Genomic DNA, 26,492 nt, shown 5'->3' on the forward strand with positions numbered 1-26,492 from the left:
AGCTACAAGCGGCAAGTAAGAGCAGATCTGCTTTTGCTTGCGGCTTGCGGCTTGGAGCTTGCCGCTGCTTATTCATAAGCCTGCGTGAGCGGCAATGGCGGCAGCGATGGCCAGGGCCAGCTCTTCGGGTTTGCGCTTGATCGAATAATTGGTCAGTTCAGGGTGGCTTTCAACGAAACTGGTATTGAACTGGCCGCTACGGAATTCAGGGTTACGCAGGATTTCCTGGTAATACGCTGCTGTGGTTTTAACCCCTTGCAGACGCATGTCATCCAGTGCGCGCAAGCCGCGATCCATCGCCTCTTCCCAAGTGAGCGCCCAGACGATCAACTTCAGGCACATGGAGTCGTAATACGGCGGGATGGTATAGCCGGTGTAAATCGCCGTATCGGTGCGTACACCTGGGCCGCCGGGCGCGTAGTAGCGGGTGATCTTGCCGAAGCTCGGCAGGAAGTTGTTCTTCGGGTCTTCGGCATTGATCCGGAATTGCAGGGCAAAGCCACGGTGAATGATGTCTTCCTGCTTGACCGAGAGCGGCAGCCCGGAGGCGATCCGAATCTGTTCGCGGACGATGTCGATGCCGGTGATTTCCTCGGTGATGGTGTGCTCCACCTGCACTCGAGTATTCATCTCCATGAAGTACACCTCGCCCTCGGCGAGCAGGAACTCCACAGTCCCGGCATTTTCGTAACCCACTGCCTTGGCGGCACGCACCGACAGATCGCCGATGTAGGCGCGCTGCTCGGGCGTCAGTTGCGGGCTGGGAGCGATCTCGATCAATTTCTGGTTGCGGCGCTGAATCGAGCAATCGCGCTCGAACAGGTGCACGACATTGCCGAAACTGTCGCCGAGGATCTGCGCTTCGATGTGCTTGGGATTGACGATGCATTTTTCGAGAAAAACTTCCGCTGAGCCAAATGCTTTGGTCGCTTCGGAAATCACTCGCGGGAAGGCTTGCTCCAGCTCTTCGCGGCTGTTGCAACGACGGATACCCCGCCCACCGCCACCCGAGGTGGCTTTGAGCATGACTGGATAACCGATGCGGTCCCCTTCAAGCAGCGCCTCGGTAATATCGGCCACGTTGCCTTCGGTACCGGGCGTAACGGGTACGCCAGCCTTGATCATGCTGCGGCGTGCTTCGGTCTTGTCACCCATGCGACGGATGACTTCCGCGGACGGACCAATGAACTTGATCCCACGTTCAGCGCAGATCTCAGCCAGTTCGGCATTTTCCGAGAGAAAACCATAACCGGGATGCAGCGCATCGCAGCCGGTTTCAACTGCCAGGTTAACCAGCTTGCGCGGGTTCAAATAGCCTGCCAGCGGCTCGGCACCAATGCTGTGGGCTTCGTCCGCACGCTTCACATGCAACGCATGACGGTCGGCGTCGGAAAAGATTGCCACCGAGCGAATGCCCATCTCGGCGCAAGCGCGCACGATCCGGACAGCGATCTCTCCACGGTTGGCGATCAGGATTTTTGTTATCACGAGTATCTCCTCGACCGTTGAACCGGTTTTGTAACGGGGCATGTGGTTGATTGCCGCAGGGACACCCTATGCCCGATCAGGGATTAACAAAAATGAGTAAAAATTGGGTTGTGTATAAGTAAAGACTTATAGTCGACGCTTCAGCGAATGAACGGAGTCGTTAAAAATGCGTAAGTCATTGATGCGTATGACATTGCGTCAGCTACGGATTTTCAACGAAGTGTGTGACCTGCACTCATACAGCAGAGCAGCGGAGGAAATGTCGCTCACTCAACCGGCTGTCAGCCTGCAGATTCGCCAGCTGGAAGAGCTCGTAGGCCAGCCGCTGTTTGAATACGTCGGTAAAAAGCTTTATCTGACCGAGGCCGCTGAAGCGCTGCAATCGGCCAGTCGCGATATTTTCGGGCGCCTGGAAAGCCTGGATATGCAGTTCACCGATATGCAGGGCTCGCTACAAGGACAATTGAAGCTGGCCGTCGAATCGAGCTGCAAATACTTCATTCCGCACTTGTTTGCGGCCTTCAAGCGTAAATACCCGGAGGTGGTCCTCAACCTGACAGTGGCCAACCGCGCTCAAGTGATCAGAAGGCTGTCGGATAACCGCGATGATCTGGTCGTGATGTCCATGGTGCCGCAAGACATGGGCCTGGAATTCCTGCCGTTTCTCAATAATCCGATTGTAGCCGTCGCTCCGCCGGACCATCCGTTATGCGACGGACGTACGTTAGCGCTCAAGGATCTGGAGCCCTATACCTTGCTGATTCGGGAAAATGGTTCGGGGACCCGCAAGGCCTGCGAGGAGTATTTCAAGGACAAGCGTGTGCACTTCGCCACGACCGTAGAGATGTCGGCTCACGAAGCGCAGCGTGAAAGCGTGCTGGCGGGGCTGGGCATCGCGATGCTGACCCGACACGCGGTGAGTCTGGAACTCGCCACCGGCATGCTTAAAGAATTACCGGTGGCAGAGTTGCCGCTTTATCGCAGTTGGTGCGTGGTACAGGCCAGGGATCGACGCCTGTCGCCCGTGGCACATGCCTTCCTGGCATTCATCCGCACCGAACGTGCGCAGATCAGCCAGCTGATGGAGCGTTTCGACGGGCGCCTTCCAAAGGTTTAGCCGCCTGCCAGAAGCGCTCTGAAACGCTGTCTTCAAAGTCGCACAGCTCTTGATTGAGCCGACGCGCTTCGGAATAGCTTTCTATTGCCCGACGAAATCCCATACGTCGTTGATCTTCCTGCTGACGGCGGGTTTTGACGGTGCTGCTCTGTTGCGAGTCATCGTAGTGCCGAGGCATATCCTGTCTCCCAGTGCGTTGCGGGAGTACAGAATGCTGGGAGGGCGTGACGATCTGACGGCGAATACGTGACAGGTTGGTTAAGGAATGGGAGACGCACCGGAAACATCACGTATCAGCCAATATATTTATGTAGTGCAGTTCAAGGACTCGCCCTTGAGATAGTAGCCATGCAGGACGCAACTAACTATTAGCAAGGAGCTAAACAATGAGCATTCAACACAAAGACTGGTATGCCCGCATCAACAAGATGCCGGGTTTGGCAGGCCCTACATTGCTGGTGTCCGGCACTGTTACTGTTCCAAACAGCAACACAGTGCCGACTCTGGTGGTAGCCGACGTCCAGGATAAATCCCTGGGTCTAAGGCTGAACCTGCAATTTGAAGCCAAAGGCACCGGCCTGACCGTAGTGACCGAAAAGGCCGTTGCGTTCTCGCAGGCAAGCACTTACGACGTACCGGAAATAGCCATTTACCACGATGGTAAAGAGCTGATCCGTATCAACGATGTTGAGATCATCAACTGAGTTAAAAGCCCGAGATTTTTCGGCGACGCTCACCAGTCTCCAAAAGGTCACTGGTGAGCGTCTTGTAATCGATGATTATCAATCCTCGTGGGATTTAATCGACTTGGGCGAGAGGCGAAGACTGCGCAAGCTGCGCTTTACGCTCTTCAGATGATTGACGAGGCTAGGTCCACGCGCCATGGCCACGCCCATTGCCAGCACATCGATAACAACAAGATGCGCGATACGTGAGGTTAGCGGGGTATAGATTTCAGTGTCTTCATGCACATCAATCGCCAGATTGACTGACGACAGCTCAGCCAAAGGTGTCTGACTTGGGCACAAAGTGATCAACGTCGCACCTGTCTCACGAACCAGATTCGCCGTAATCAGCAGATCCTTGGAGCGCCCGGACTGGGAAATGCAAACAGCGACATCTGATGGGACCAGTGTAACCGCCGACATGGCCTGCATATGCGGATCCGAATAAGCCGCCGCGCTGAGCAACAGCCGGAAGAACTTGTGCTGAGCGTCAGCCGCTACCGCACCCGACGCACCAAACCCGTAAAACTCGACCCGCTTGGCTGCCGCCATGGCAGTCACAGCCAGCTGCAACGCATGGGGATCAAGGTTTTCGCGAACTTCCATCAAGGTATGCAGCGTGGTATCGAAAATCTTCAGGCTGTAGTCAGCGACCGAGTCATCTTCGTGGATCGCGAACTGGCCGAAGCTCGCCCCGGCAGCCAGACTCTGCGCCAGCTTGAGCTTCAGGTCCTGAAAGCCGGTACAACCAATGGCACGGCAGAAGCGCACGATGGTGGGCTCGCTGATACCGACGCTGTGCGCCAGATCGGCCATGGAACTGTGCATCACAGCCGCAGGGTCAAGCAGCACGTGGTCGGCGACTTTCAGCTCCGACTTGCGTAACAGATGGCGTGACTGGGCGATGTGTTGCAGCAGATTCAAAGGGGCAGACTCGGCAAAGGTGCATGGGACGGGATGTAGCTTTTTTGTAGTTATACTACATGACCTGCGGGACGCCCAGTTAAACGCTCCTTTGATCATGAATCGCAGTTCGCCCGCCGCCCGTAGCCTACCTTGATGCCTATCCCCCTCACGTCCCGACAACCGCTCGCCACCCGTCGCCAGGTGCTGCTTTTGTCGATTCGCGCAAAGCATGGTTTGCCCGGTTTCGCTCGGCACCCTAGAATGCGTCGATGCGCGATGATCTCTCCCTTCTGCTTAATTCCCTCAACGATGCCCAACGTCAGGCCGTAGCTGCCTCCGTGGGTCGTCAGTTGGTCCTGGCCGGCGCTGGTTCCGGCAAAACCCGTGTGCTGGTGCATCGCATCGCCTGGTTGATCCAGGTCGAGCAAGCCTCGCCACATTCGGTCCTGTCGGTGACGTTCACCAACAAGGCGGCAGCAGAAATGCGCCACCGGATCGAACAACTGATGGGCATCAACCCGGCAGGCATGTGGGTGGGCACGTTCCACGGCCTTGCGCACCGCTTGTTGCGGGCACACTGGCAGGAAGCCAATCTGGCGCAGACCTTCCAGATCCTGGACAGCGACGACCAGCAACGCCTGGTCAAGCGTGTCATGCGCGAGCTGGGGCTTGATGAACAACGCTGGCCCGTCAAACAAGCCACGTGGTTTATCAATGGTCAAAAAGACGAAGGCCTGCGCCCGAAGCATATTCAGGCCAGCGGCGATCTGTTTCTGACTACCATGAAGTCGGTCTATGAAGCCTATGAGGTCGCCTGCCAGCGTGCCGGCGTGATCGATTTCTCCGAGCTGCTGCTGCGTGCACTCGACCTGTGGCGCGACAATCCCGGCCTGCTTGCTCACTATCAGCGCCGCTTCCGCCATGTGCTGGTGGACGAATTCCAGGACACCAACGCCGTGCAGTACGCATGGTTGCGCTTGCTGGCGCAGGGTGGCGACAGCCTGATGGTGGTCGGCGATGACGACCAGTCGATTTACGGCTGGCGCGGCGCGAAGATCGAGAACATCCACCAGTATTCGTCGGACTTCCCAGATACCGAAGTCATTCGTCTTGAGCAGAACTATCGCTCGACCGCCAGTATTCTCAAAGCGGCCAACGGCCTGATCATCAATAACAGCGGCCGCATGGGCAAAGAGCTGTGGACTGATGTCGGTGATGGCGAGCTGATCAATCTGTACGCGGCATTCAACGAACACGACGAAGCCCGCTACGTGGTTGAAACCATTGAAAGCGCACTCAAGACCGGTCTTGCCCGTAGCGAAATCGCCATTCTGTATCGCTCCAACGCCCAATCCCGGGTGCTTGAAGAAGCGTTGCTGCGCGAGCGAATTCCGTACCGCATTTATGGCGGCCAGCGCTTCTTCGAACGCGCCGAAATCAAGAACGCCATGGCTTATCTGCGCTTGCTGGAAGGCCGTGGCAACGATGCGGCACTGGAGCGGATCATCAACGTGCCGGCCCGTGGCATCGGTGAAAAAACCGTCGAATCGATTCGTCAGCATGCTCGCCATGCCGATGTCTCGATGTGGGAAGCCACTCGCCAACTGATCGCCAATAAAGGCCTGACCGGTCGTGCCGCTGGCGCGCTGGGCGGTTTCGTCGAGCTGATCGAAAACCTTGCCGCCAAGGTCATGGAGATGCCGCTGCATTTGATGACGCAAACCGTCATCGAGCAGTCCGGACTGATCAACTACCACAAGGAAGAGAAAGGCGAAAAAGGCCAGGCTCGGGTAGAAAACCTTGAGGAATTGGTCAGTGCCGCGCGCAACTTCGAAAACAACGAAGAAGACGCCGAGCTGACCCCGTTGGCGGCATTCCTCGGCCATGCTTCTCTGGAAGCCGGGGATACCCAGGCCGAAGAGCATGAAGACAGCATTCAATTGATGACCTTGCACAGTGCCAAGGGCCTGGAATTCCCTTACGTGTTCCTGGTGGGCATGGAAGAAGGCCTGTTCCCTCACAAGATGAGCCTGGAAGAGCCGGGCCGTCTTGAAGAGGAACGGCGTCTGGCCTACGTCGGCATTACCCGCGCCATGCAACAGCTGGTGATGACCTACGCAGAAACCCGTCGCCTGTACGGCAGCGAGACCTACAACAAGGTGTCGCGCTTCGTACGTGAAATTCCGCCGCTGCTGATTCAGGAAGTGCGCCTGTCCAATAGTGTCACCCGACCTTTCGGCGGCACGCAGAAGGTCAGCAACAGCAGCCTGTTCAATGGCACCGGTATTCCGGAGACAGCCTTCAGCCTTGGGCAGCGTGTGCAGCATGCGGTGTTTGGCGAAGGCGTGATCCTGAACTTCGAAGGCGCGGGCGCTCAGGCGCGGGTCCAGGTCAACTTCGCCGAAGGCAGCAAGTGGCTGATGATGGGCTATGCGAAGCTGGAAGCGATTTAGACTGCTGACTCATTGTCTGAATGGAAATACTTCCTGTGGGAGCTGCCCCGGCGTCCCTGACACCACGCTGTCGCGCAGCAAACACGGGACCTGTAGGAGTGAGCTTGCTCGCGATTCGATCTGTTGGTCGATGAATATATTGCCTGTGCTGAGGCTATCGCGAGCAAGCTCACTCCTACAGAAAATGCATTCCAGATCAGGTAGTTATTTTCTTGTTTGATAGGAGCTGGGCTTGCCCGCGATAAGGTCAACGCGGTTTCATGTGAGTCGTATCGAGCCTTATCGCGGGCAAGCCCAGCTCCCACAGACAGCAGTAATGCAGCGGCAGATTGAATCCGCCCCCGGTCACCTCCATATAGATGACACTGTCCGGCGATCCGTCCTACAGAACTTTCAGCGAAGCCCTACGGACCAATCTACATAGGGTCTTCGGCAATCACGCAAAAGCCGGAAACACTTGGCCGCTAGCCAGACACATATGCCCTATGCAATATGGCGCGCGTGCAATCCACAAAACGGGAATACCCTTATGCAACGTTTTCTAAGCATCGCTATGGCGTTGTGCATCGGGCTCACCATGAGCTTCGAAGCCAACGCTGCGCGTTTCGGTGGTGGCAAGAGCATGGGCTCGGCGCCAAGTCACCAGTCGCGCCAAGCCACTCCGACCACTCCAGCCGCAGCACCAACCGCTGCTGGTCGTCCTGCTGCTAGCGGTGCTTCCCGCTGGCTCGGCCCATTGGCCGGTATCGCTGCCGGCGGCCTGCTTGCTTCCATGTTCATGGGCGACGGCTTCCAAGGGATGCAGATCTTCGACATCCTGATCATGGCGGTCATTGCCTTCCTGATCTTCCGCTTCATCGCGGCCCGTCGTCGTAAGCAACAAGGCGAGCAAATGGCTACCGCCGCTGGCCCTATGACTTATCAGCGTGAAAACGCTCAACAGCCTGCCCAGAATTCCATCTTTGGTGGTTCGGGTGCAGCATCGGCAGCCGCTCCGGTGATCAACGCTCCGGCCTGGTTCAACGAAACCCGCTTCCTTGAAGCTGCTCGTAGCCACTTCCAGTCGCTGCAACAGCACTGGGACGCGAACGAAATGGACAAGATCGAAGAGTTCGTGACCCCACAGATGTTGCAGTTCCTGAAGAAAGAACGTGCGGATCTGGGCGACGCCTTCCAGTCGACCTATATCGACAATCTGAACGTGCAACTGGACGGCCTGGATGATCGTGCAGACAAGACCATCGCCACGCTGACATTCAGCGGTGTGTCCAAGTCTTCGCGCTTCGATCAGGGTGAAGTGTTCAGCGAAAGCTGGAACATGGAACGCCCACAAGGCGATAATCAGCCTTGGCTGGTTGCAGGTATTCGCCAGAACGGTTGATCCAGACCGCTTCACGCGTAAGCAGAGACCCCGGACTTGTCCGGGGTTTTTGTTTTATCCGTTGGGATAGTTATTTTGAGAAACGCTTTAAGCTACTGTATAAACCGCGCCATCAAGTCAGAGGAGCCAGGCCGTGGAAGAAGTCATTGAACAATTACGCGAAGCGAATGAACCTGTTCCGGTTCCGCTGGAATTGCCCGACGAGGATCAACTCGTTGAGGTCGAAGAACAGCTGTTCATCAACATCCCCTTCGTCTTCAAGGAATTTCTCCTGACCGTGAGCGACGTGGTGTACGGCAGCCTGGAGCCGGTGACCGTTACCGACCCCGGATCGCACACTTACCTGCCAGAAGTCGCCGCCTCAGCCTGGGACATCGGCGTGCCGCGCGAGCTGATCCCGATCTGCCAGGACGGTGAAGACTACTACTGCGTCGAAGAAGACGGCACCGTAGTGTTGTGGTCTGGCGAAGAAGAGCTGGTCACCGAAGAAAGCTGGGAATCGGTATGGCACTGGGCGCGGGACGTCTGGCTGGAAAGCTGAGTTGCTGACAGCGCACTGCCATACGGCGAACCCGTAGGACCGGCTTCAGCCGGGAGGGCAATATTTCTGACGCGGCAGATATGGCGATTGAAGAGACGTCCTCCCGGCTAAAGCCGGTCCTACGTAAGCAAACGCCAAGCAGGACCGGGCTCAATGCCCATTCGACTCCTGATTATTCCCCAGCGTCTCCAGCAACGCGATCTGCATGCGCGTATGCACTCTGATGAACCAGCGCCATGCCACTGCAGCGACAATGGCGGCGATCACGGCGATCAGAATCAGCAATTCGTTGGTCGGCAGGATGCTGGCAGACAATGCCGCGAGCATCACGAAGATCACCAGCAAAGACAGCAGAGGAATCACCTCGGCGATCACTTTGCGCACTCGCGCCGTGTGCCGACCCGCCATCTCCGGTTTGACGCCCATCTCAGCCAGCAGCATCGACAGCGCTTTGAGCTTGCGATAAGCCGCGATCAGAAATGGCAGTGAGAGCAACAACGCAGCGCCACAGATCCAGGCTTTCTGTTGCCCAACGTCGCCGACCCAGTCGCTGATATACACGCCGATGCGCTCGGCGAAATAGCCTCCGCAGAAGAATATGGCCACGACCAGGGCCAGATTGACCCCGACCTGCAACAGAATCCGCCGAATCATCGATGCCAGCAGCGCGCCCTCGCCTTGCGGCTGGATGCTGCGCAGCCACTCACCGTACATGCCGAACACCCGCGCCACGCGGCGAGGCATGATGCTCGCCAACTGATTCGACAACGGATCGGCACCGCGAATCAGATAAGGCGTCAGTAAAGTCGTGATAGCGGACACCGCGACCGCCACTGGATAGAGGAAGTCGCTGGTGACCTGCAAGGTCATGCCAAGCGCCGCGATGATGAAGGAAAACTCGCCAATTTGTGACAGGCCCATGCCCACCCGTAGCGAGGTTTTGCCGTCGTTACCGGCGAGAAAGGCACCCAATCCGCAGGACAACATCTTGCCGAGGACAACCGCAACAGTGATCACCGCAATCGGCCAGGCATATTGCACAAGAATCGCAGGATCGATCATCAAGCCAATCGCAACGAAAAAGATCGCGCTGAACATGTCTCGAATAGGCTCGATCAAGCGCTCAATTTTCAGTAACTGCCGCGACTCGGCCATGATCGCGCCAATCAGGAACGCGCCCAGTACCATGCTGTATTCGAGCTTTACTACCAGCAGACAGAAGCCGAAGCACAGGCCCAGCACGGTGATCAGCAGCATCTCATTGCTTTCAAACTTCGCCACGTAAGCCAGCAAGCGCGGCACCACCAGAATACCGATCACCAAGGCGACGATCATGAACAGCGACAGCTTGCCGACGGTGGAAAACACCTCGCCCGAGCTGACCGAGCCACTGACGGCGATCCCGGACAACAAGGCAATGATGCCAATACCCAGAATGTCTTCGACGATCAACACGCCAAAGATCAACTGCGCGAAAGGCTGGTTCTTCATCTTCAAATCGTTGAGCGCTTTGACGATGATGGTCGTCGAAGAAATCGCCAGGATCGCGCCAAGGAAAAGCGAATCCATGGTGCTCCAGCCGAAGTACTGACCGATTTCATAACCGATCCAGATCATCAGGGTGATTTCGAGAAACGCCGCAATGAACGCTGTTGCCCCAACCTTGAATAATTTGCGCAGGCTGAATTCCAGCCCCAGGCAGAACATCAGGAAGATCACCCCCAGCTCGGCGAGGGTCTTGATCGTATCTTCGTCATGGATCAGGCCGAACGGCGGTGTATGCGGGCCGATGATGAAACCGGCGACGATATAGCCCAGCACTACAGGCTGTTTGAGACGGTGAAAGAGGATGGTCACAACACCAGCCACCAGCATGATCACTGCCAAATCCTGAATAAAGCTGATGGCATGCATGGGTCCGGCTCCTTATGAAACGCATTGCAGCGGGCCGAATTCTCACCAGAACGACGGAGAATTCAGCCACTGCAGTGCAGAAATCTGATTAATTTGTAAGAAATTGCCCGATCCACGGGCTTTTGCAGGTTAACACCGCGCATTCATCGATAAAGCCGGTGCAATATATGGAAACAGATCGGCTGCACGCGTGACGGCCCCTGGCCAGCAAGCGTCCCGATAACTGTCACACCGCTTGAATCCGTAAGCACCGTCATAAGGTGCAATTTCTGAACCGCCTTGATCGTGAGTACGCTATGGAACCCGGAAACGCCCAGCTGTCGATGACTGTATTGATGACCCCGGACATGGCCAACTTTTCTGGCAACGTACACGGCGGCACCCTTCTGAAATACCTCGATGAAGTTGCGTATGCCTGTGCGAGCCGCTACGCAGGGCGTTACGTGGTGACGCTATCAGTGGATCAGGTGATATTTCGCGAGCCGATCCATGTGGGTGAACTGGTGACCTTCCTGGCGTCGGTGAACTACACCGGCAACACGTCAATGGAAGTCGGCATCAAGGTCGTCACGGAAAACATCCGCGAGCGCTCGGTGCGCCACACCAACAGCTGTTTCTTCACCATGGTCGCCGTGGACGATCAGCGCAAACCGGCCAGCGTGCCGCCGCTGGAGCCAGAAAGCCTGGACGGCAAACGCCGCTACATTCAGGCGCAACAGCGTCGGCAGATCCGCCAGGAGCTGGAAAAGCGTTATCAGGAAATCAAGGACGAGACGCTGTAGCAGCGTCTTCGTTGGAGCGAGGCTTGCCCGCGAATTGGTTTATGAATCAGCCAATCATCGACAGACAGAAATGCCTTCGCGGGCAAGCCTCGCTCCAACAAGATTTGGTCACAATTTACAACCGCACCGCCTCAAACCTCACCCGAGGATGAGCCGTGCGGTCCTGGGCGCGGACCAGCTCCAGTTCGTAGCTGCCGCACGCCTGGGTCTCCAGCAGCACTTCATGGACCGCGGCGGCGGCAAATTCAAAAGCCGCAACCAGTTCATCCCCCAGCAGTACGCGCGCCAGGAACAACCCGGACGTGAGATCGCCCACCCCCACTGGCTGGCGCGGAAAGGCCAGTAGCGGGCGGCGCAAGTGCCAACTGCCATCAGCGGTCACCAGCAGCATTTCAAAGCCGTCAGCAGGCTTGCCGGGGTAATCCACGTGTTTGACCACGATGGCTTTAGGGCCTCGGGCCAACAAAGCGCGCGCCATGGCCACGCAATCCGACAACGACTCAGGTTTGCGGCCAGAGAAGCTATCCAGCTCCAACTGGTTCGGGCACATGAAGTCCGCCACAGCCGCCGCTTCTTCAAGAAGAAAATCGCTGACTTCCGCAGGCACGCTGCAGCCCTTCTCGGGATGCCCCATCACCGGATCGCACAGATACAGCGCGTTAGGGTTGGCCGCCTTGATCCGCTCAACGCCCACCAGAATCGCTCGGCCCTGGGCAGCGCTTCCCAAATAACCAGAGAGCACGGCGTCGCAATTGCCCAACTCGCCAATCGCCGCGATGCCCTCGATGAGCGCGGGAATCTGTTGCGGGGGCAACACGTCGCCCGCCCACTTCCCGTATTGGGTATGGTTGGAAAACTGCACCGTGTTCAGCGGCCAGACGTTCACCCCGATTCGCTGCATTGGAAACACCGCAGCGCTGTTGCCTGCATGGCCGAAAACCACATGGGACTGGATGGCGAGCAAATGGGGTGTACGTTTCATCTAGGGTTCCTGAACACGATGCAAATGCAGTAGTAAGAAATTTAAGTCGCGCAGTATGGCTGCAAAACCCCGGAGACAGTTAAGCTGGTGGCACTTTGTTGGAGTGCTTCTTCATGCTGACCCTGGGAAACATGTTTGTCCTGATGCTTTTGGCCACCGGTGCGGCATGGCTATGGCACGCCCACGGTTTGCGCGAAAGAGCGCTGGAGCGGGTCAAACAACACTGCGCGAAACTGGATATCGAGCTGCTGGACGGCAACGTGGCCTTGCGCAAGCTGACGTTTGCCCGGGATTCACAGGGTCGCAAACGTCTGGCACGCGTGTATAACTTTGAGTTCACAGTGACCGGCGAGCAGCGTCACCCTGGCACCATCACCATGTTTGGTGCCCACAGTGCGCAGATTGAACTGGCGCCCTACCCGTTCGAGATAAAAACGCCGCCCCCGAGTGCAGAAATCATCCAACTGAGCCAATGGCGGCAAGAACACAACAAGTGGAAGCAGTAGATTTCGAGCCGCTTGTGGATAACTTGTTTTAGAGCACACAAGCAGTCAGTTCAGCCTGCAAGCGTGTTTCATCCTGGGGCTGTGTGAAAATCAATTCCAGCCGTGAATCCCGTCGCCACTCACTGACTTGCCACTGCATAGCATCACCCGCGACGGCATTGCCTGACACCCAACCTCTTTCGCTGTGAATCACCAGTTTGGCGCGACGCCAGTTCATTCCCTGCAACCATATTTCCACACGGGTCAGATCAAAACGCTGGCTGGGGTGCCAACGCCAGCCGATGCTCCAGCCTTCCTGTTGAGCCTGACTGAGACAAATGGGTTGTGCTGGATCAGTCCATACAGCAGGAAGCTGCCCCAAGCCCTTGGGTAGCGCGAGGTTATCCACAGCAGATTTATCCACAAGCAGATCCGACCGTGCGGACATGCCGGGCAATTCGGCCAGTGAGATCCGGCCCTGCTCTGTCCAGATCAACTTGCCCGCAGGCAACTGCTCAATGAGCCTCTGGCGCGCCGCAGCATCCAGATCCGCTGATTTATTCAATACCAGCACCCCCGCAGCAGTCAGCGCCGAAGCCTGACTGGGCGGCAGCGGATGGCCCGTCGCCAGTGCTGCTGCATCGAGGACCATCACACTGGGCTGAACCGTGAGCACACCCAGCCAGGGCGCTTGCTGCAACTGTTCGATCAACTGCACAGGATGGCCAAGGCCGGACGGCTCGATCAGCAATCTATGTGGTCTGGACTTGCGCAGTAAACGACCCAAGCCAATCTGAAAGGGCGCGCCGTTGACACAGCACAGGCAACCGCCAGCCACTTCGCCAAGTGCGATACCATCGGCGGCCGTGGTCAGCAGTGCGGCATCGAGGCCGATCTGACCGAACTCGTTGATGAGGATCGCCCATCGTTCATCTGCCGGCTTCTGCGCCAACAGATGTTTGATGAGGCTGGTCTTGCCAGCCCCTAATGGTCCGCCGATGACGTGGGTCGGGATGTTCTGCAGCATGGTGGTCGCTTATGACGAAGGCGTTTAAGGCCAGAATCGGGATGTTTCTGGGGATGTTACTGGCAACGGGTGCAGGAAACGCATGGGCCGAGGCGTGTCTGGTACACAGTCAGGCCGAGCGGCTGGACGTGAAAGTGTGCCAGGCCAATCGCAACATACCGCCCAAGCTGTTTCACGACGGTTTTTGCCAGCCGCAACTCGTGGGGCAGAAAACCGATGTGACGTTTCTGGAGCAATGCCCCACTGGAGCGTTTGGCATTTGCAGCAACGCGCAAGTCGCCAATATGCCTTATCGCGAAGACATTCACTATTACGGCATCGCCAGCGATGCGCAGTACTTGAAGCCGTTTTGCGAGGGGCAGAGTCAGGGGAAGTGGTTGGTGCCTTGAGGGTTTAAGTGTGTGGGGTGTGTTGGCCTCGTAGGACCGGCTTTAGCCGGGAGGACTGCATTCCTGACGAAACAAATGTACTGAATGTAATGGCCTCCTCCCGGCTAAAGCCGGTCCTACGGTCTTGCTGCTAAGCCAACCAATCCAGGGTAAGGAGCAACCGCCGTTCATCACGCTGCAACGGCGGCGAGCGGTGTACCAGGCCTTGGCCTTCGTTGCCAACCCAGCGCTCGCCCTTGAGCAACGCTACATCGCCACAGTTGATCTGCCTGATATTCAGCGCATCCGAAGGCTCGGCCTGAAGTTTGCCCAGCTGGCTGCGATCAATGGCCCCCTCTCTCAGCCATTGGCTGCCAATGCCCGCGTAAGTGGTGATCAAGCGTACCGGCACATGATCGACATGGAAACGCGGACACATGGCTTTATCCAGTACTCGCAGCCGAACGCCTATACGTTTGGCGCCTAGCAGGCAGGCGTAAGCGCTGATCAGCCATGACACGTCGGCGATGAAACCCTCATAGCCTTCAAGGTCAGCGTAAGCAGAGGCGAAGCTCTGGAGGTCAGGCTGAACATTCTCATCACTGATCTCCAGCGTAATAGCCTCCGCCAGCGGCTCGTTCAGAGAGAGCAGTAATGCGCCAAAGTCTTCGATGTGCGCAGGCAACTGACGCTGCCAGACCGCCAGATTCACATCGTCCTCCAGTACCTGGCTGAGAATGGCCGGGGTATCGCCCTGCACCTGACGAATACGGGGCTGCCACTTCAATACCGTCGCTAACATCACGCCACCTCCATTTCATGCCATGGGCCAAACGGATCGGGTAGCGCCACCCAGCCATTGGTGCCCAGAGCCATCTCGGCGTCCGTGAGCAGGCAGTTATCCAGCTCAGCGGTGAGCTGAGCAAAGTCGATGTTCTGGCCGATGAACACCAGTTCTTGCCGGCAGTCACCGGTTTGTGAGGTCCAGTTGTCCATGATTGCGGTGATGTTTTCTTCATCCTGAGGCCAATGCGCACGCGGCACGAACCGCCACCAGCGGCCAGCGAAACCATGACGCATCAACCCTCCGGCCTGAGACCAACTGCCCGCATCCTGATGCTTGCTGGCCAGCCAGAAGAAGCCTTTGGAGCGCAGCAGTTTGCCGTTGGTCCACTCCCGATCAATAAAGCTGAAGAAGCGCTCCGGGTGAAACGGCCGCCGAGCGCGATAAGCCATGGAAGCAATGCCGTATTCCTCGGTTTCCGGCGTATGTTCGCCGCGCAACTCCTTGAGCCAACCGGGTGCCAGTGACGCCCGCTCGAAATCGAATCGACCGGTGTTGAGGATCTTCGCCAACGGCACCTCGCCCATCACCATCGGAATTATTTCGGCATTCGCATTGAGTCGCTGCAGGATGGCGATCAGCTCTTCGCGCTCGCTGGAACTGATCAGGTCGATCTTGCTGAGCAGAATCACATCAGCGAACTCGATCTGTTCGATAAGCAAATCAGTGATCGAGCGGTCGTCGTCTTCACCCAAGGTCTCCCCCCGGGTCGCGAGGCTCTCGGCGGCCTGATAGTCGAGCAGGAAGTTCACCCCGTCGACGACCGTGACCATGGTGTCCAGCCTAGCCATGTCGGTGAGGCTCTTACCGGCCTCGTCGCGAAAGGTGAAGGTCTCTGCGACTGGCAACGGTTCGGAAATACCGGTGGATTCGATCAATAAATAATCAAAGCGCCCGTCTTGGGCCAGACGGCTGACTTCTTCGAGCAAGTCCTCGCGCAGGGTGCAGCAAATGCAGCCGTTGCTCATCTCGATGAGTTTCTCTTCCGCGCGGTTCAAGCTCACATCACGCTGAACTTCGCCGCCATCAATGTTGATTTCGCTCATATCGTTGACGATCACGGCGACCCGCAGAGCCTCGCGATTGCGCAGAATGTAGTTCAACAGCGTGCTTTTACCGGCACCGAGAAAGCCGGACAGCACGGTTACGGGAAGACGGTTTGGCATCGGTATTCTCATCAGGTTGCAGGGTTTAGACCCTGTTCGCATGGCGGTGCCGGGCACCGGTCAATCACCTAGTTCAGGTTATAGTATAACAATGCATTTAGTAAACAGATCTTTGTAGGAGTGAGCTTGCTCGCGATAGCGGCAGGTCAGGCGATGATTTATCGAAAGAAAATCGAATCGCGAGCAAGCTCACTCCTACAGGGGACGTGTTTGCTCCATTACAGTGTTTTTTCAGGAATACCGACGCTCGCACAACTTAAAGCTAAACCTTCCCGGTTTGCCCCTGCTCCTGCTGCCACGCCATGTAAGAATCAATCGGCGGATTACGCTGAAAATAGCGCTGCAACCCTTCAAACAATCCATCTGCCACCGCCTGTTGATGGCGGGCCGTCACAAGCCGCTGGCTGTCTTTGGCATTGGAGATGAATCCGGTTTCCACCAGAATCGACGGCACATCCGGCGATTTGAGAACGGCGAAGCCAGCCTGTTCGACGCGTTTCTGGTGCAGGGTGGTGATGTTCGCCAGGCTACCGAGAATGGTATTGCCGAGTTGCAGGCTGGCGGCGATGGTGGCGTTCATCGACATATCGAGAATGACCCCGGCCAGCATCGGGTCCTTGTCTTTCAGGTTGAGCAAGCTGGTCGCGCCCAACAAGTCCGCGCCATTTTCGCGCTGTGCCATGAAGCGTGCAGTGGCGGAGGTAGCGCCGCCCTCGGACAAAGCAAATACTGATGCACCGGAAGCCGTCAAACGCGGTGCTGCGTCGGCATGCACCGAGATAAACATGTCGGCGTTGTGTTTGTGAGCAATCTCAACGCGCTTGCGTAGGGGTACGAAGAAGTCATCGTTGCGCACCAGTTGCACATCGAAGCCTTTCTCCCGCTTCAGTCGCTTGGCCAACAGCTGGGCAATAGACAACACCACATCTTTTTCCCGCTCGCCCTTGGAACCTACCGCGCCGGGGTCCTTACCGCCATGTCCCGGATCGACCACCACCATAATGTTGCGCTTGGGGTGCTGCTTGTCACTGACCACCGGCGCACGTTGCACCGGCTGCGCCGCGAGTTGTTGCGGGGCAGCCCCCTCTGCGCCCAGGTCCAGGACCAACCGATGGCCCTGATCGCCAGCAGGCCCGAGCAGAAAGCTGTTGAGCTTCACAGGCCCGGTCAGATCAAGAACGATGCGCGTGTCATCACCCTGACCGTAATGCCCGGAGCGGATGGATTTGATCAGCGTGTCTTGCAGTGCAAGCTGACTGAAATCACCACTCAGGCGCGCGCCGCTTATATCGATGATCAGTCGGTCAGGTGCGCCGAGGGTGAAGGTCTTGTATTGCACTGGACCACTGAGATCCAGCACCAGCCGGAGTTTATCGGCAGTACGCCACAGGCGGGCGTTGCGGATCTGGGCTGCGTTGACGCCCAATGGCAAGACAAAGGCGGCACTGGCCAGCAAGAAATTGAGCAGAATTTGACGGCGATGCATGCGGTGACCCATTCGAAGGTGAAGAGCATCCCGGCCCAAAAAAAGAAATCGTCGAAATTATAGTTATAGTATAACGTGATGATTTACCTGACAGATGGCCTCTTTCATGAAACTTGCTTCACTTCCGGATATCGCCGCACAAACTTCCCGCCAGACACAGCCGCTGGATTGGGTAGGTATGTGTGGCATCGCCATGCCAGTGCGCATTGAGGGACAGCACGTCAGCGCCAAGGTCGATGCGGGGGTGAGTCTGGATGATGGCAGCGCCAGAGGCATTCACATGTCGCGTCTGTACCTCGCGCTTGAACTACTGGAAGGCAAAGAGCTGAGCATGCACTCGATCCGGCAGGTGCTGATGAGCTTTCTCGACAGTCACGACGGCTTGTCCCGGCGTGCCTATCTAAATATTCACACCGAGTGCTTACTGAAACGTCCGGCGCTGATCAGCCCGTTGGCAGGCTGGAAAGCCTATCCAATCAGCATCTTGGCGAGCGTTGAAAACGATATGTTCCACGTGGAACTAAAAATTGACGTGGCCTACTCGTCCACCTGCCCCTGCTCAGCGGCGTTGGCCAGGCAGCTGATCCAGCAGCAATTCACTGAGGACTTCTGCGCCAAGCTGGATTTTCAACGTGTTCTGGAATGGCTAGGCACTGCCGAAGGCATCGTTGCAACGCCGCACAGCCAGCGAAGCACTGCACACATACATGTGCAACTCAATGATTTATCTGGAGAATTCCCGCTTCTTCACTTGATTGATCAAGCTGAAGCTGCGCTCGGGACCGCCGTCCAAACGGCAGTCAAACGAGCAGATGAGCAGGCCTTCGCATTAGCGAACGGGCAGAATCTGATGTTCTGCGAAGACGCTGCCCGCCGCCTGCATCAAGTATTACAGCGCAACCCGACGCTGAAGTCCTTCACGGTGAAGGTAGTGCACGCCGAAAGCCTGCACGCCCACGACGCTGTCGCTCAAAGCAGTTGGAGCGCCGTGGGGAATACGCCTGTCAAGTCCGCGGTTTGACCGCACCACACTGCGCGCCCTGCCATACCGCACGGGTGTCCATGCTGCCGTTCTGCTGCTGGCCGGTGGCATTGAACGTGCCGATAACGTGGGTGGTGAACTCTCGGTCACTCAGGAACTGAGCCTGACCGTTGCCTTGGGCTTTCGGGCAACTAAAGGTGAATTTCCAGTTTTTGCCGTTGCGTTCGGTGATGCGCTGGGTGCAGCCGGACTTCGGATCAGTCAGGGGGATGTCATCGCCTTTGACCTGTGCATCGGTCAGACAAAAGCGCACGCCTTTGCCCGCAAGCGTTACGCCTTGATTTTCAAGATTGCGCTCGACCATGGCACGCTGTTCTGGCGGCAGGTTTTTCAGCTGCCCCAGAATCATTTGCAGGTCAGGCATGGCCTGTCCGTCCACTTGCATGTTACTGGACGTCAGCTCCCACAAGCCGGGTTGCAGCATTTGCGCCTGAGCCAATGGCGCGACCAGACAGCACATCAATGCCAAGGTGGACTTCTTCATTACTGGATCCTTGTTCAACCCATAAGGGACAGGAGCAACCGAACGTGGTCGCCGGACGATGAGGCTTAGACGGCAGATCATGCAGCCAGTTGCACCGCGAATAAAATAGCGACAATCCGCACCCACTGTGGTCTGTTAAGCAGCAATAGTGCGTAAGGAAAGATCACGAATGGATTACCACAGCCCGTATTTCTTCGGCTATGTCATTGGATTCATTCATCTGCTCGGGATTGTCGCCGCGATTCATGCATTGCTGACAGTGCGGACGGCACAAGGCTCGATCGCCTGGGCAATGCCGCTGGTATTTATTCCCTACTTCACCCTGATTCCCTACCTGGTGTTTGGCCGTAGCTCCTTCGATGCGTATATCAAGGCGCGACGTCAGGCCAACCAGGAAATGCGCACCGCCATCAGCGACATGAACTGGCGCCCCTGGATTGAAGAGGCCGTCGCCGCCAGACGCTCGGAAGCGTATGCGTCACTACGCGCAATGCCAAAACTGGGTAACACCCCCGCACTCGCCAATAACGAAGTGAAGCTGCTGATCAATGGCGAGGCGACATTCAGTGCAATCTTCGATGCCATCCGCGAGGCGAAACAGACAGTCCTGATTCAGTTTTTCATCATCCATGACGACGCACTGGGCCGCCGTTTGCAGGACCTGCTGTTGGAGAAGGCCGCAGAAGGCGTGGCCGTGTACGTGCTGTTCGACGGCATTGGCAGTCACGCACTGCCGGGCAGCTACAGCGAAAAACTGCGCAAAGGTGGCGTGCAGATCAAGGCATTCGCAACCCGCGGCGGCTGGCTCAACAGGTTCCAGATCAACTTCCGCAATCACCGCAAGATCGTAGTTGTTGACGGTACGAAAGGCTTCCTCGGCGGGCATAACGTCGGCGACGAATATGTCGGGCTCAAGCCACCTCTCGCGCCGTGGCGTGACACCCATGTGCAAGTAATCGGGCCGGTGGTTGCCTGCCTGCAAGAGTCGTTCGCCGAGGACTGGTTCTGGGCGACGCGCGAGTTGCCGCCTTTGAGCCTGCCGGACAGCTTTCCGGAAGATGGCCTGCTTTGCCAACTTCTGACCAGCGGGCCCGCAGACAAACAGGAAACCTGCTCGTTGTTTTTCGTCGAGGCGATTCACGCGGCGACAGAGCGGGTATGGATAACCAGTCCGTACTTCGTGCCCGATGAAGCGGTGTCGGCAGCCTTGCACCTTGCGGTGTTGCGCGGCGTTGATGTCCGTCTTCTATTGCCGTCGCGCCCGGATCATTACGTGGTGTATGCGGCCTCAACGCTGTTCGCCTTCGAAGCAGTACGCGCCGGCGTACGGGTGTTCCGTTACGGGCCAGGCTTCATGCACCAGAAGGTCGTGCTAGTGGATAACGAGATCACTGCGATCGGCAGCGCCAACCTCGACAACCGCTCGTTCCGCCTGAATTTCGAACTGATGTTGCTCACGGTCGACAGCGATTTCGCCAGCGAGGTGGAGCAAATGCTCAACGATGATTTCGCGTTGGCGCATGAGGTTTCAATCGAGGAAAGTAGAGAGACGCACCACTTGCAACAACTGGGCATGCGCGTGGCGCGTTTGATTTCCCCGATCCTGTGAGGTGACAAGAGACCTGCTCCTATCAACAAAAAATAACTATCTAATATGTAATGCTTTTCTGTAGTCGCTCAGGAGCACCGCGATTCAGCGATCGCGCTCCGTCTGATGCACCGCCATCGCGGCTCGCCGTGCTCGTGCGCGTCTACAGAGACTGAGTGAAAACTACTGCGCGTTGATCAATTAACGATAGATGTCGGCCCGCGTCCACGGCAGATCATGACTGCCATCCGCACGAGGTTTGACTGCCAGAATCTGATGCAGGTTGATCCAGCCGTGGGCAAACCCGTAAGCGCAGCCAGCCAGGTACAAGCGCCAGATCCGTAACGTCTGTTCCGGGACCATGGCAGCGGCCTGCTCCAGATGCGTTTCCAGCCGGGAGCTCCAGTGCTCCAGGGTTTTCGCGTAATGCAGGCGAAGGCTTTCGACATCGACCACTTCCAGCCCAGCCTCGCTGATGTCCGCGCTGATTCGCGATACGTGGGGTAACTCGCCGTTCGGGAAAACATAGCGGCCAATGAACTCACCCGCCCCACGCCCCACCGGGCGACCGTCGATATGCTTGGCGGTAATACCGTGATTCATCACCAGCCCGCCCTCCTTCACCGCGCCAAACAGACGCTGGGCGTAAAGCGCCAGGTTGGCGTGGCCGACGTGCTCGAACATTCCAACGCTGACTACTTTGTCGAAGCGACCGTCCTGAGGCAGATCTCGATAGTCCAGCAACTGCAGGTCAACCAAATTCTCCAGACCTTCAGCCATGACCCGGTCTCTGGCCAGCTTCAGTTGCTCGCGACTCAAGGTAATGCCGAGCACTTTCACGCCATATTCACGGGCGGCAAAGCGGGCCAATCCACCCCAGCCACAGCCGACATCCAGCAAATACTCGCCCGGTTTGAGCCGCAACTTGCGGCACAGGTGATGGAATTTGTCCTGCTGCGCCTGCTCGAGGCTTTCATTGCCGGTTTTGAAATAGGCGCAGGAATACACCATCTCCTTGTCCAGCCAGAGCTGATAGAACTCATTGGAGACATCGTAATGGTAGGAAATCGACGCCGCATCGGTGGCTTTGTCATGGGGGCAGCGAGTCGGGCCACCCTCCTGATCTTCGTCACCCAGCGCCTGGGTCAGCTCATCGCAAACCCGCATGACTTCACTGATGGAGCCTTCCATGTCCAGTCTGCCTTCCACGAAGGCACTGCCAAGAAGGTCGAGGCTTGGGTGGGAAAAATCGGAAACCAGTTGGGGGTCTTTGACGAAAATCGTCACGCTCGGCGTGGGCCCGAGGTCGAGTTCATGACCGTCCCAGAGCTTGAGACGCAGCGGAAGGTGCAGATTCTGTAAGGCCGGTGGAAGTTGCGCGAGCATTTGAGTAAACCCCCAATGATCAAGAACTTGAAAAGCGTAGTTGAGGATCAGTTCTGAATTAGAACCAACCCGCTATAGGCGCTATAGCCAATAACTACGAATCGACTTCCGGGAACGACTTATACCCCACCTGATCCGAGCCAGACATGGAGGCTGAAATGCAGCACTCTTCATGACTGACTGTTAATTTGTAACAGAGTTCTTCAAACCTCAAGCAAATTTTTATACTTAACGAACCGCTCTGGTTCGCCGTTTATGCCAGCTATAACTGACTCAACGTTGCGCCGTGGCTGAAAGCTCGCCCAACGGCTCATGCAAACGCAGTAATCTGCCAGCGTTACCCAAGACCAACAGCGTGCTCAGGTTATGCAGAATCGCAGCGACCATCGCCCCGGCCGCGCCTAAACAGCCAAATGCAGCCAGGGCCACAATCGCAAGCGTCCAACCCAGGCCGATGATGACGTTGACCTGCAGCGTGCGGCGGCACTGTCGGCTCAATCGAACACAGGTCCCCAGCCTTCGAAGATCACTGCCAATCAGCACGATGTCTGCCGACGCCAGCGCGATATCGGCACCACCTGCGCCCATGGCCACGCCTACTACGCCCGCTTTGAGGGCCAGGGAGTCGTTGATGCCGTCGCCCACCACCATAGGCCGGAAGCCGCGGCTGATTTCGGCCCGTACCCGGGTCAGTTTGTCCTCGGGCAAGGCTTGGGACTGCACGTCGGTGATGCCGACTTCCAGTGCCAGTGTGTTCGCCACGGCGTGCCGGTCGCCCGTCAACAGCAACTGTCTACCCAGGCCCAGTTCGCGTAATTCAGCCAGCGCGGCACGGGCTTCTGGCTTCAGCGTATCGGCCAGTAAAAGCCAACCGAGAAACACGCCGTCGAGTGCCAGACCCGCAATCGGACCGTCGTGAATCGGGACAGCGGCAGTGGTAATACCTAATTGCTCGAACAACTCCGGACGGCCCAGTGCAGCAATGCCCAGCTCACTCGTCGCGATGACACCCAAGCCCTGAAGCTCGCGGATATCGCTGAGCGCCAACTGCTGATCCTTGGCAATCAGACTGGCCAGCGCGCGGCTGACCGGGTGACTGCTCGCGCTGCCCAGGCTTGCCGCCAACGGAAGGAGGTGCGGCGACTCCGGGCCAACGCTCTGCACAGAATCGATACGTAACGTGCCGAAAGTCAGGGTGCCGGTCTTGTCGACGACCAGCGACGTAAGGTCGGCCAGCTCTTCCAGAAAGGCCGAGCTGCGAATCAGAATCCCGTGCCTGGCCGCCACGGCAATGCCTGCAATGGCGGTAGCCGGAGCCGATAGCACCAGCGCGCAGGGACAAGCGGCAACCAGCACGGCGAGCATGGCCTGGGCATTATTCGTGATGAACCAGGTGACTGCGGCGATCAGCAACACCAGCACCATGTAGCTGCCCGCATAACGCTCCAGCAAGCGGGTGATCGGTGGCTTGGAGCGTTCAGCGCTTTGCATCAGCGCGATCACCTTGCCCAACGTGGAATCCTGGCCGGTGCGCGTCACCTCGATACGCAGCAAACCGTCGAGGTTGATCGCCCCGCCGAAGACCTCAATCCCGGCCCTGGCCTCCAGCGGCACTGACTCGCCGGTGATCGGCGCAGTGTCCAGACTGGCCTGACCCGAGATTACCCGCCCATCAGCAGGCACACGATCGCCCGCACGCACTTCGACCTGATCGCCAGCGACAAGCGTCGAGTTGTCTACTTCCTCCACGCTGCCATCGGCCTTGATCAACCGTGCATGGCTGCGAGTCAGGCGGCCCAATGCCTGAATGGCTTCCTGAGAACCGATGACGCTGCGCTCTTCCAGCACATGGCCAAAGATCATGATGATCGGCAGCAACGCGGCCGTCATCAGGTCTCCGGTGGCCCAGGCACCCAGCATCGCCAACGCGATCAATTGATCGGTGACGCCATGCAGGCTGGGGTAACGCAGGCTGTGCCAACCGGCACTGACCACCGGAATTGCCACCAGCAGGGATGCCGCGCCCAACAAAAGCTGACTGACGCCATTCTGATCCGGCGCGACAAAACGCCAGATCAAGCCCAACCCCAGCAGCCCCAGGGCCAGCATCGCCAGGGTCAACTGTCGCGCAGCGCTGCGTTGTTCGGGGGCGCTGAGCATGCTTTGCTCCGAGGAGGCTGCTACGGTTTCGTGAACAGCTTCGCCACTCATTGTTCTGCTCCCTGAATGATCAGGCGGGAATCGTCACGGGGATCGACGGTGGTCACGGAACCGGCTTGGCCGAGGATCTTTGGCACGCGTTCGCGATAGAGGCGCTGCAACAGACCGGGATCGCTCCCGGCGTGCATCGACTCGCTGAGGCTGGCTACCGTCGCCGTATCGGTGCGGGCTTTGGCCAGACGTTCAGATGCCTGGGCATGGGCGACTTGCAGGGTACGGTCTGCCTGCTGATTGGCCGCTTGAATAGACTTTTCTGCGTCGTTTCGCGCATTTGCCACGGCCTGATCCGCGAGCTGGCTGGCAGTCAGGACCGAGTTGAAAGCGTTGATGGCTGCGCCGGGCAAACTCGATTGCACATCGACGCGGGTGACTTCGACGCCAATGCCGACGCCAGTCGCACTCAGCTCTGCAAGCCTCTGGTTGATACCGCGCACCAGATCGCCACGCAGGCGCTCACGTCTTTCGGCTGACTGGCTGTCGGCCGAAATCAGTTCGGGGCGCGCGACCAGAATCGTGTCCAGATCCCGAGCTGCCGTCAGGGCCACGGCACTGCGGTTGACGATTCGGTCCAGCGCTGGCGCCACATGATCGCCCTGCAGAACGAAGGCATACGGATCGCTGACTTTGTAGTAAACGGTGACGTCCAGTTGCACCACCCCGGCGTCCCCGGTCAGCAGATAACCCGATCCGGCCAGCGCATCGCTCATGGGTGCGGCAAAGCTCGCAGCCTTGTCGGCCTGCACAGCCGCGAACGAACGCAGCAGGGTTTCCACACGGCGCTCAATCACCCGGTCCGCAGACGGCAGCAACACCACCTGCTCAAACGGTTGCGGCCAGGCGGTCAGCAGTCCGGCGTTCTGAATCCGCTCCAATGCGCCCATGCGTAGCACCACGGCACGGTTCTGCGGATCGATCTGCCGCACGTTGGACACTGCCCAACCCAGCGCGGCCAGAATCGTTACGCCATACAAGGCCAGGAACGCCAGACGGCTGGCCTGCGTCCATGGATTATTCACGACCGGTCGTTGATTGCCTGGCGCGTCGTGCTCACTCATGGCTGCGACCCGGCTTTGCCATTCGGTGCTGAGGGGCTATCCAGCGCAGGCGGGCCATCGACCAGCACTCGGAACGGAGCGGCATCGGTGCGCAGAATCAGTTTGGTGCCCGGGGTAACGATGGTCCCGAGCGTATCCAGCGAACGCAACAGGTTATAGAGCTGTGGCGAACCGGCGTAAGCGCGCCCATAGATTTGCGCAGCTTCGACCCGGGATTGAGCTTCGATATCGGCGGCCTTGACCGTGGCGTCTGCTTCAACGATCCGCGCATCACGCTCCGCTGCGGAGCGAATCTGCGCCGCTTCACGCTTGCCCACAGCAGTACGCTCAGTCGCAATGGTCTCGCGCTCGGCACGCATCCGGTCCACGGTCGCGTTGAGCGTCACCGATGGCAGGGTCAAACGCTCAACCCCGACCTGCAGCACACGCACGCCATAGGTGGTGAGCAATTGTTGATCAATCTGCTGACGCAGCTGGTTTTCGAATTCGCTGATCCGCACCTGGCTGGCATCAGTGTTCACCAGACTCGACAGATCAAAACTGCTGGCCGTGGTTTCCAGCGCAGAGCCGACAAAGGTGCGGATTTGCCGCGCGGCTTCGTCCGGCTGGTTTTGTACAGCTCGCATGAAGCGTTGCACGTTATCCGCATCACCCTGAACCTGCCAGGCGACGTAGGCCTGAACGATGATCCGCAGCCCGTCACGGGTGCCGACGTCCTGCAAACCGCTGGACGTGGTGCGCAAACGCAAGTCCACTGGTATTGCCGCCTCGAAAGGCGCAGGCCAGCGCCAGCTCAAACCCGGTTCCAGCAAGACCCGCGAAGGATTACCGAAGCGCGTAATCACCGTCGCCTCGCCCGAGCGCACTTGCACCAGACTGGCCGCGGCCACGGCAAATGCGATCAGCAATGCAGCGAGCATCCCTCGACGCCACGGAAAGGCGGCCCCTGATGATTCGCCGTGATGGTGGTGACCGTGATGATGACCGTCATGGCCGTGGCCGCTGTGATCGTGACCGGCGTGATCGTGGTTATGAAACAGACTCAAGGGTCG

Annotated in this window: 24 protein-coding genes; 10 read left to right on the top strand and 14 right to left on the bottom strand. The window is 57.8% G+C overall.

Annotated elements, in window-relative coordinates; translation table 11 throughout:
* Positions 1–72: 72 nt before the first annotated feature.
* Complete coding sequence (locus tag AO242_RS20265; RefSeq protein ID WP_099270127.1) at positions 73–1,488, bottom strand: acetyl-CoA carboxylase biotin carboxylase subunit; 1,416 nt, start codon at positions 1,486–1,488, stop codon at positions 73–75.
* Between the two features lie 166 nt (positions 1,489–1,654).
* On the opposite strand from AO242_RS20265, the gene AO242_RS20270 reads away from it, so the two are divergent.
* Complete coding sequence (locus AO242_RS20270; RefSeq protein ID WP_099270128.1) at positions 1,655–2,605, top strand: LysR family transcriptional regulator; 951 nt, start codon at positions 1,655–1,657, stop codon at positions 2,603–2,605.
* Here the strand turns inward: AO242_RS20270 and AO242_RS20275 are convergent.
* On the bottom strand, positions 2,559–2,783 hold the full coding sequence (locus AO242_RS20275; protein ID WP_099270129.1) for a PA3496 family putative envelope integrity protein: 225 nt from the start codon (positions 2,781–2,783) through the stop codon (positions 2,559–2,561). The genes AO242_RS20270 and AO242_RS20275 overlap by 47 nt on opposite strands.
* A 208-nt stretch (positions 2,784–2,991) precedes the next feature.
* Between AO242_RS20275 and AO242_RS20280 the strand changes: the two genes are divergently transcribed.
* On the top strand, positions 2,992–3,309 hold the full coding sequence (locus tag AO242_RS20280) for a hypothetical protein (RefSeq protein ID WP_099270130.1): 318 nt from the start codon (positions 2,992–2,994) through the stop codon (positions 3,307–3,309).
* 78 nt (positions 3,310–3,387) lie between these two features.
* Here the strand turns inward: AO242_RS20280 and hexR are convergent, their stop codons facing one another.
* Complete coding sequence (hexR, locus tag AO242_RS20285) at positions 3,388–4,254, bottom strand: transcriptional regulator HexR (RefSeq protein WP_027902358.1); 867 nt, start codon at positions 4,252–4,254, stop codon at positions 3,388–3,390.
* A gap of 251 nt (positions 4,255–4,505) precedes the next feature.
* Between hexR and uvrD the strand changes: the two genes are divergently transcribed.
* The 3 genes from uvrD to AO242_RS20300 all read left to right on the top strand — a co-directional run bounded on the left by uvrD (position 4,506) and on the right by AO242_RS20300 (position 8,611).
* Positions 4,506–6,689, top strand: coding sequence for a DNA helicase II (gene uvrD, locus AO242_RS20290; RefSeq protein ID WP_027902357.1), 2,184 nt, complete (start codon positions 4,506–4,508; stop codon positions 6,687–6,689).
* Between the two features lie 529 nt (positions 6,690–7,218).
* The gene (locus AO242_RS20295) at positions 7,219–8,070 is read left to right on the top strand and encodes a Tim44 domain-containing protein (RefSeq protein WP_027902356.1); all 852 of its coding nucleotides are present in this window, start codon (positions 7,219–7,221) and stop codon (positions 8,068–8,070) included.
* A gap of 133 nt (positions 8,071–8,203) precedes the next feature.
* Complete coding sequence (locus AO242_RS20300; protein WP_027901704.1) at positions 8,204–8,611, top strand: SMI1/KNR4 family protein; 408 nt, start codon at positions 8,204–8,206, stop codon at positions 8,609–8,611.
* Positions 8,612–8,761: 150 nt separating this feature from the next.
* Here the strand turns inward: AO242_RS20300 and AO242_RS20305 are convergent, their stop codons facing one another.
* A complete protein-coding gene (locus AO242_RS20305; RefSeq protein ID WP_099270131.1) occupies positions 8,762–10,525 on the bottom strand; it encodes a cation:proton antiporter in 1,764 nt (587 codons plus the stop codon).
* Between the two features lie 296 nt (positions 10,526–10,821).
* Here AO242_RS20305 and AO242_RS20310 point away from each other — a divergent pair, with 296 nt between their 5' ends.
* The gene (locus AO242_RS20310) at positions 10,822–11,307 is read left to right on the top strand and encodes an acyl-CoA thioesterase (RefSeq protein WP_020291647.1); all 486 of its coding nucleotides are present in this window, start codon (positions 10,822–10,824) and stop codon (positions 11,305–11,307) included.
* Between the two features lie 115 nt (positions 11,308–11,422).
* Here AO242_RS20310 and pdxY read toward each other — a convergent pair whose 3' ends face one another.
* The gene (gene pdxY, locus AO242_RS20315) at positions 11,423–12,289 is read right to left on the bottom strand and encodes a pyridoxal kinase PdxY (protein ID WP_099270132.1); all 867 of its coding nucleotides are present in this window, start codon (positions 12,287–12,289) and stop codon (positions 11,423–11,425) included.
* Between the two features lie 113 nt (positions 12,290–12,402).
* On the opposite strand from pdxY, the gene AO242_RS20320 reads away from it, so the two are divergent.
* Complete coding sequence (locus AO242_RS20320) at positions 12,403–12,795, top strand: DUF3301 domain-containing protein (RefSeq protein WP_099270133.1); 393 nt, start codon at positions 12,403–12,405, stop codon at positions 12,793–12,795.
* Positions 12,796–12,823: 28 nt separating this feature from the next.
* Here the strand turns inward: AO242_RS20320 and AO242_RS20325 are convergent, their stop codons facing one another.
* Positions 12,824–13,801 carry a CobW family GTP-binding protein gene (locus AO242_RS20325; protein WP_099270134.1) on the bottom strand — a complete coding sequence of 326 codons (978 nt, stop codon included), beginning with the start codon at positions 13,799–13,801 and terminating at the stop codon, positions 12,824–12,826.
* Positions 13,802–13,842: 41 nt separating this feature from the next.
* Between AO242_RS20325 and AO242_RS20330 the strand changes: the two genes are divergently transcribed.
* Positions 13,843–14,190: an NADH:ubiquinone oxidoreductase gene (locus AO242_RS20330; RefSeq protein WP_099270333.1), complete on the top strand. Its 348-nt coding sequence runs from the start codon at positions 13,843–13,845 to the stop codon at positions 14,188–14,190.
* A 130-nt stretch (positions 14,191–14,320) separates the two neighbouring features.
* Here the strand turns inward: AO242_RS20330 and AO242_RS20335 are convergent, their stop codons facing one another.
* The 3 genes from AO242_RS20335 to AO242_RS20345 all read right to left on the bottom strand — a co-directional run bounded on the left by AO242_RS20335 (position 14,321) and on the right by AO242_RS20345 (position 17,665).
* Positions 14,321–14,971 carry a DUF1826 domain-containing protein gene (locus tag AO242_RS20335; RefSeq protein ID WP_099270135.1) on the bottom strand — a complete coding sequence of 217 codons (651 nt, stop codon included), beginning with the start codon at positions 14,969–14,971 and terminating at the stop codon, positions 14,321–14,323.
* Positions 14,971–16,179 carry a zinc metallochaperone GTPase ZigA gene (gene zigA / locus AO242_RS20340; protein WP_099270136.1) on the bottom strand — a complete coding sequence of 403 codons (1,209 nt, stop codon included), beginning with the start codon at positions 16,177–16,179 and terminating at the stop codon, positions 14,971–14,973. Before zigA ends, AO242_RS20335 begins: the two co-directional genes overlap by 1 nt.
* A 262-nt stretch (positions 16,180–16,441) precedes the next feature.
* Positions 16,442–17,665, bottom strand: coding sequence for an N-acetylmuramoyl-L-alanine amidase (locus AO242_RS20345; protein ID WP_099270334.1), 1,224 nt, complete (start codon positions 17,663–17,665; stop codon positions 16,442–16,444).
* 106 nt (positions 17,666–17,771) lie between these two features.
* On the opposite strand from AO242_RS20345, the gene folE2 reads away from it, so the two are divergent.
* Entirely contained in the window at positions 17,772–18,686 is a 915-nt protein-coding gene (gene folE2, locus AO242_RS20350) for a GTP cyclohydrolase FolE2 (protein ID WP_099270335.1), read from the top strand.
* Here folE2 and AO242_RS20355 read toward each other — a convergent pair.
* Positions 18,670–19,191: a DUF3617 domain-containing protein gene (locus AO242_RS20355; RefSeq protein WP_027902491.1), complete on the bottom strand. Its 522-nt coding sequence runs from the start codon at positions 19,189–19,191 to the stop codon at positions 18,670–18,672. The genes folE2 and AO242_RS20355 overlap by 17 nt on opposite strands.
* Positions 19,192–19,360: 169 nt before the next feature.
* On the opposite strand from AO242_RS20355, the gene cls reads away from it, so the two are divergent.
* Positions 19,361–20,800 carry a cardiolipin synthase gene (gene cls, locus AO242_RS20360; protein WP_099270137.1) on the top strand — a complete coding sequence of 480 codons (1,440 nt, stop codon included), beginning with the start codon at positions 19,361–19,363 and terminating at the stop codon, positions 20,798–20,800.
* Between the two features lie 180 nt (positions 20,801–20,980).
* Here cls and cfaB read toward each other — a convergent pair whose 3' ends face one another.
* The 4 genes from cfaB to hflC all read right to left on the bottom strand — a co-directional run bounded on the left by cfaB (position 20,981) and on the right by hflC (position 26,486).
* Positions 20,981–22,165, bottom strand: coding sequence for a C17 cyclopropane fatty acid synthase CfaB (cfaB, locus tag AO242_RS20365; protein ID WP_099270138.1), 1,185 nt, complete (start codon positions 22,163–22,165; stop codon positions 20,981–20,983).
* A 273-nt stretch (positions 22,166–22,438) separates the two neighbouring features.
* Positions 22,439–24,376, bottom strand: coding sequence for a cation-translocating P-type ATPase (locus AO242_RS20370; RefSeq protein ID WP_099270139.1), 1,938 nt, complete (start codon positions 24,374–24,376; stop codon positions 22,439–22,441).
* Positions 24,373–25,440 (bottom strand): protease modulator HflK, encoded by a 1,068-nt coding sequence (gene hflK, locus AO242_RS20375; protein ID WP_099270140.1) that lies wholly within the window; start codon positions 25,438–25,440, stop codon positions 24,373–24,375. The genes AO242_RS20370 and hflK overlap by 4 nt, the downstream gene beginning before the upstream one ends.
* On the bottom strand, positions 25,437–26,486 hold the full coding sequence (gene hflC, locus AO242_RS20380) for a protease modulator HflC (RefSeq protein WP_099270141.1): 1,050 nt from the start codon (positions 26,484–26,486) through the stop codon (positions 25,437–25,439). The genes hflK and hflC overlap by 4 nt, the downstream gene beginning before the upstream one ends.
* Positions 26,487–26,492 lie beyond the last annotated feature (6 nt).

The sequence above is a fragment of the Pseudomonas sp. ICMP 561 genome (genome assembly GCF_002699985.1).
Taxonomy (GTDB): Bacteria; Pseudomonadota; Gammaproteobacteria; order Pseudomonadales; family Pseudomonadaceae; genus Aquipseudomonas; species Aquipseudomonas quasicaspiana.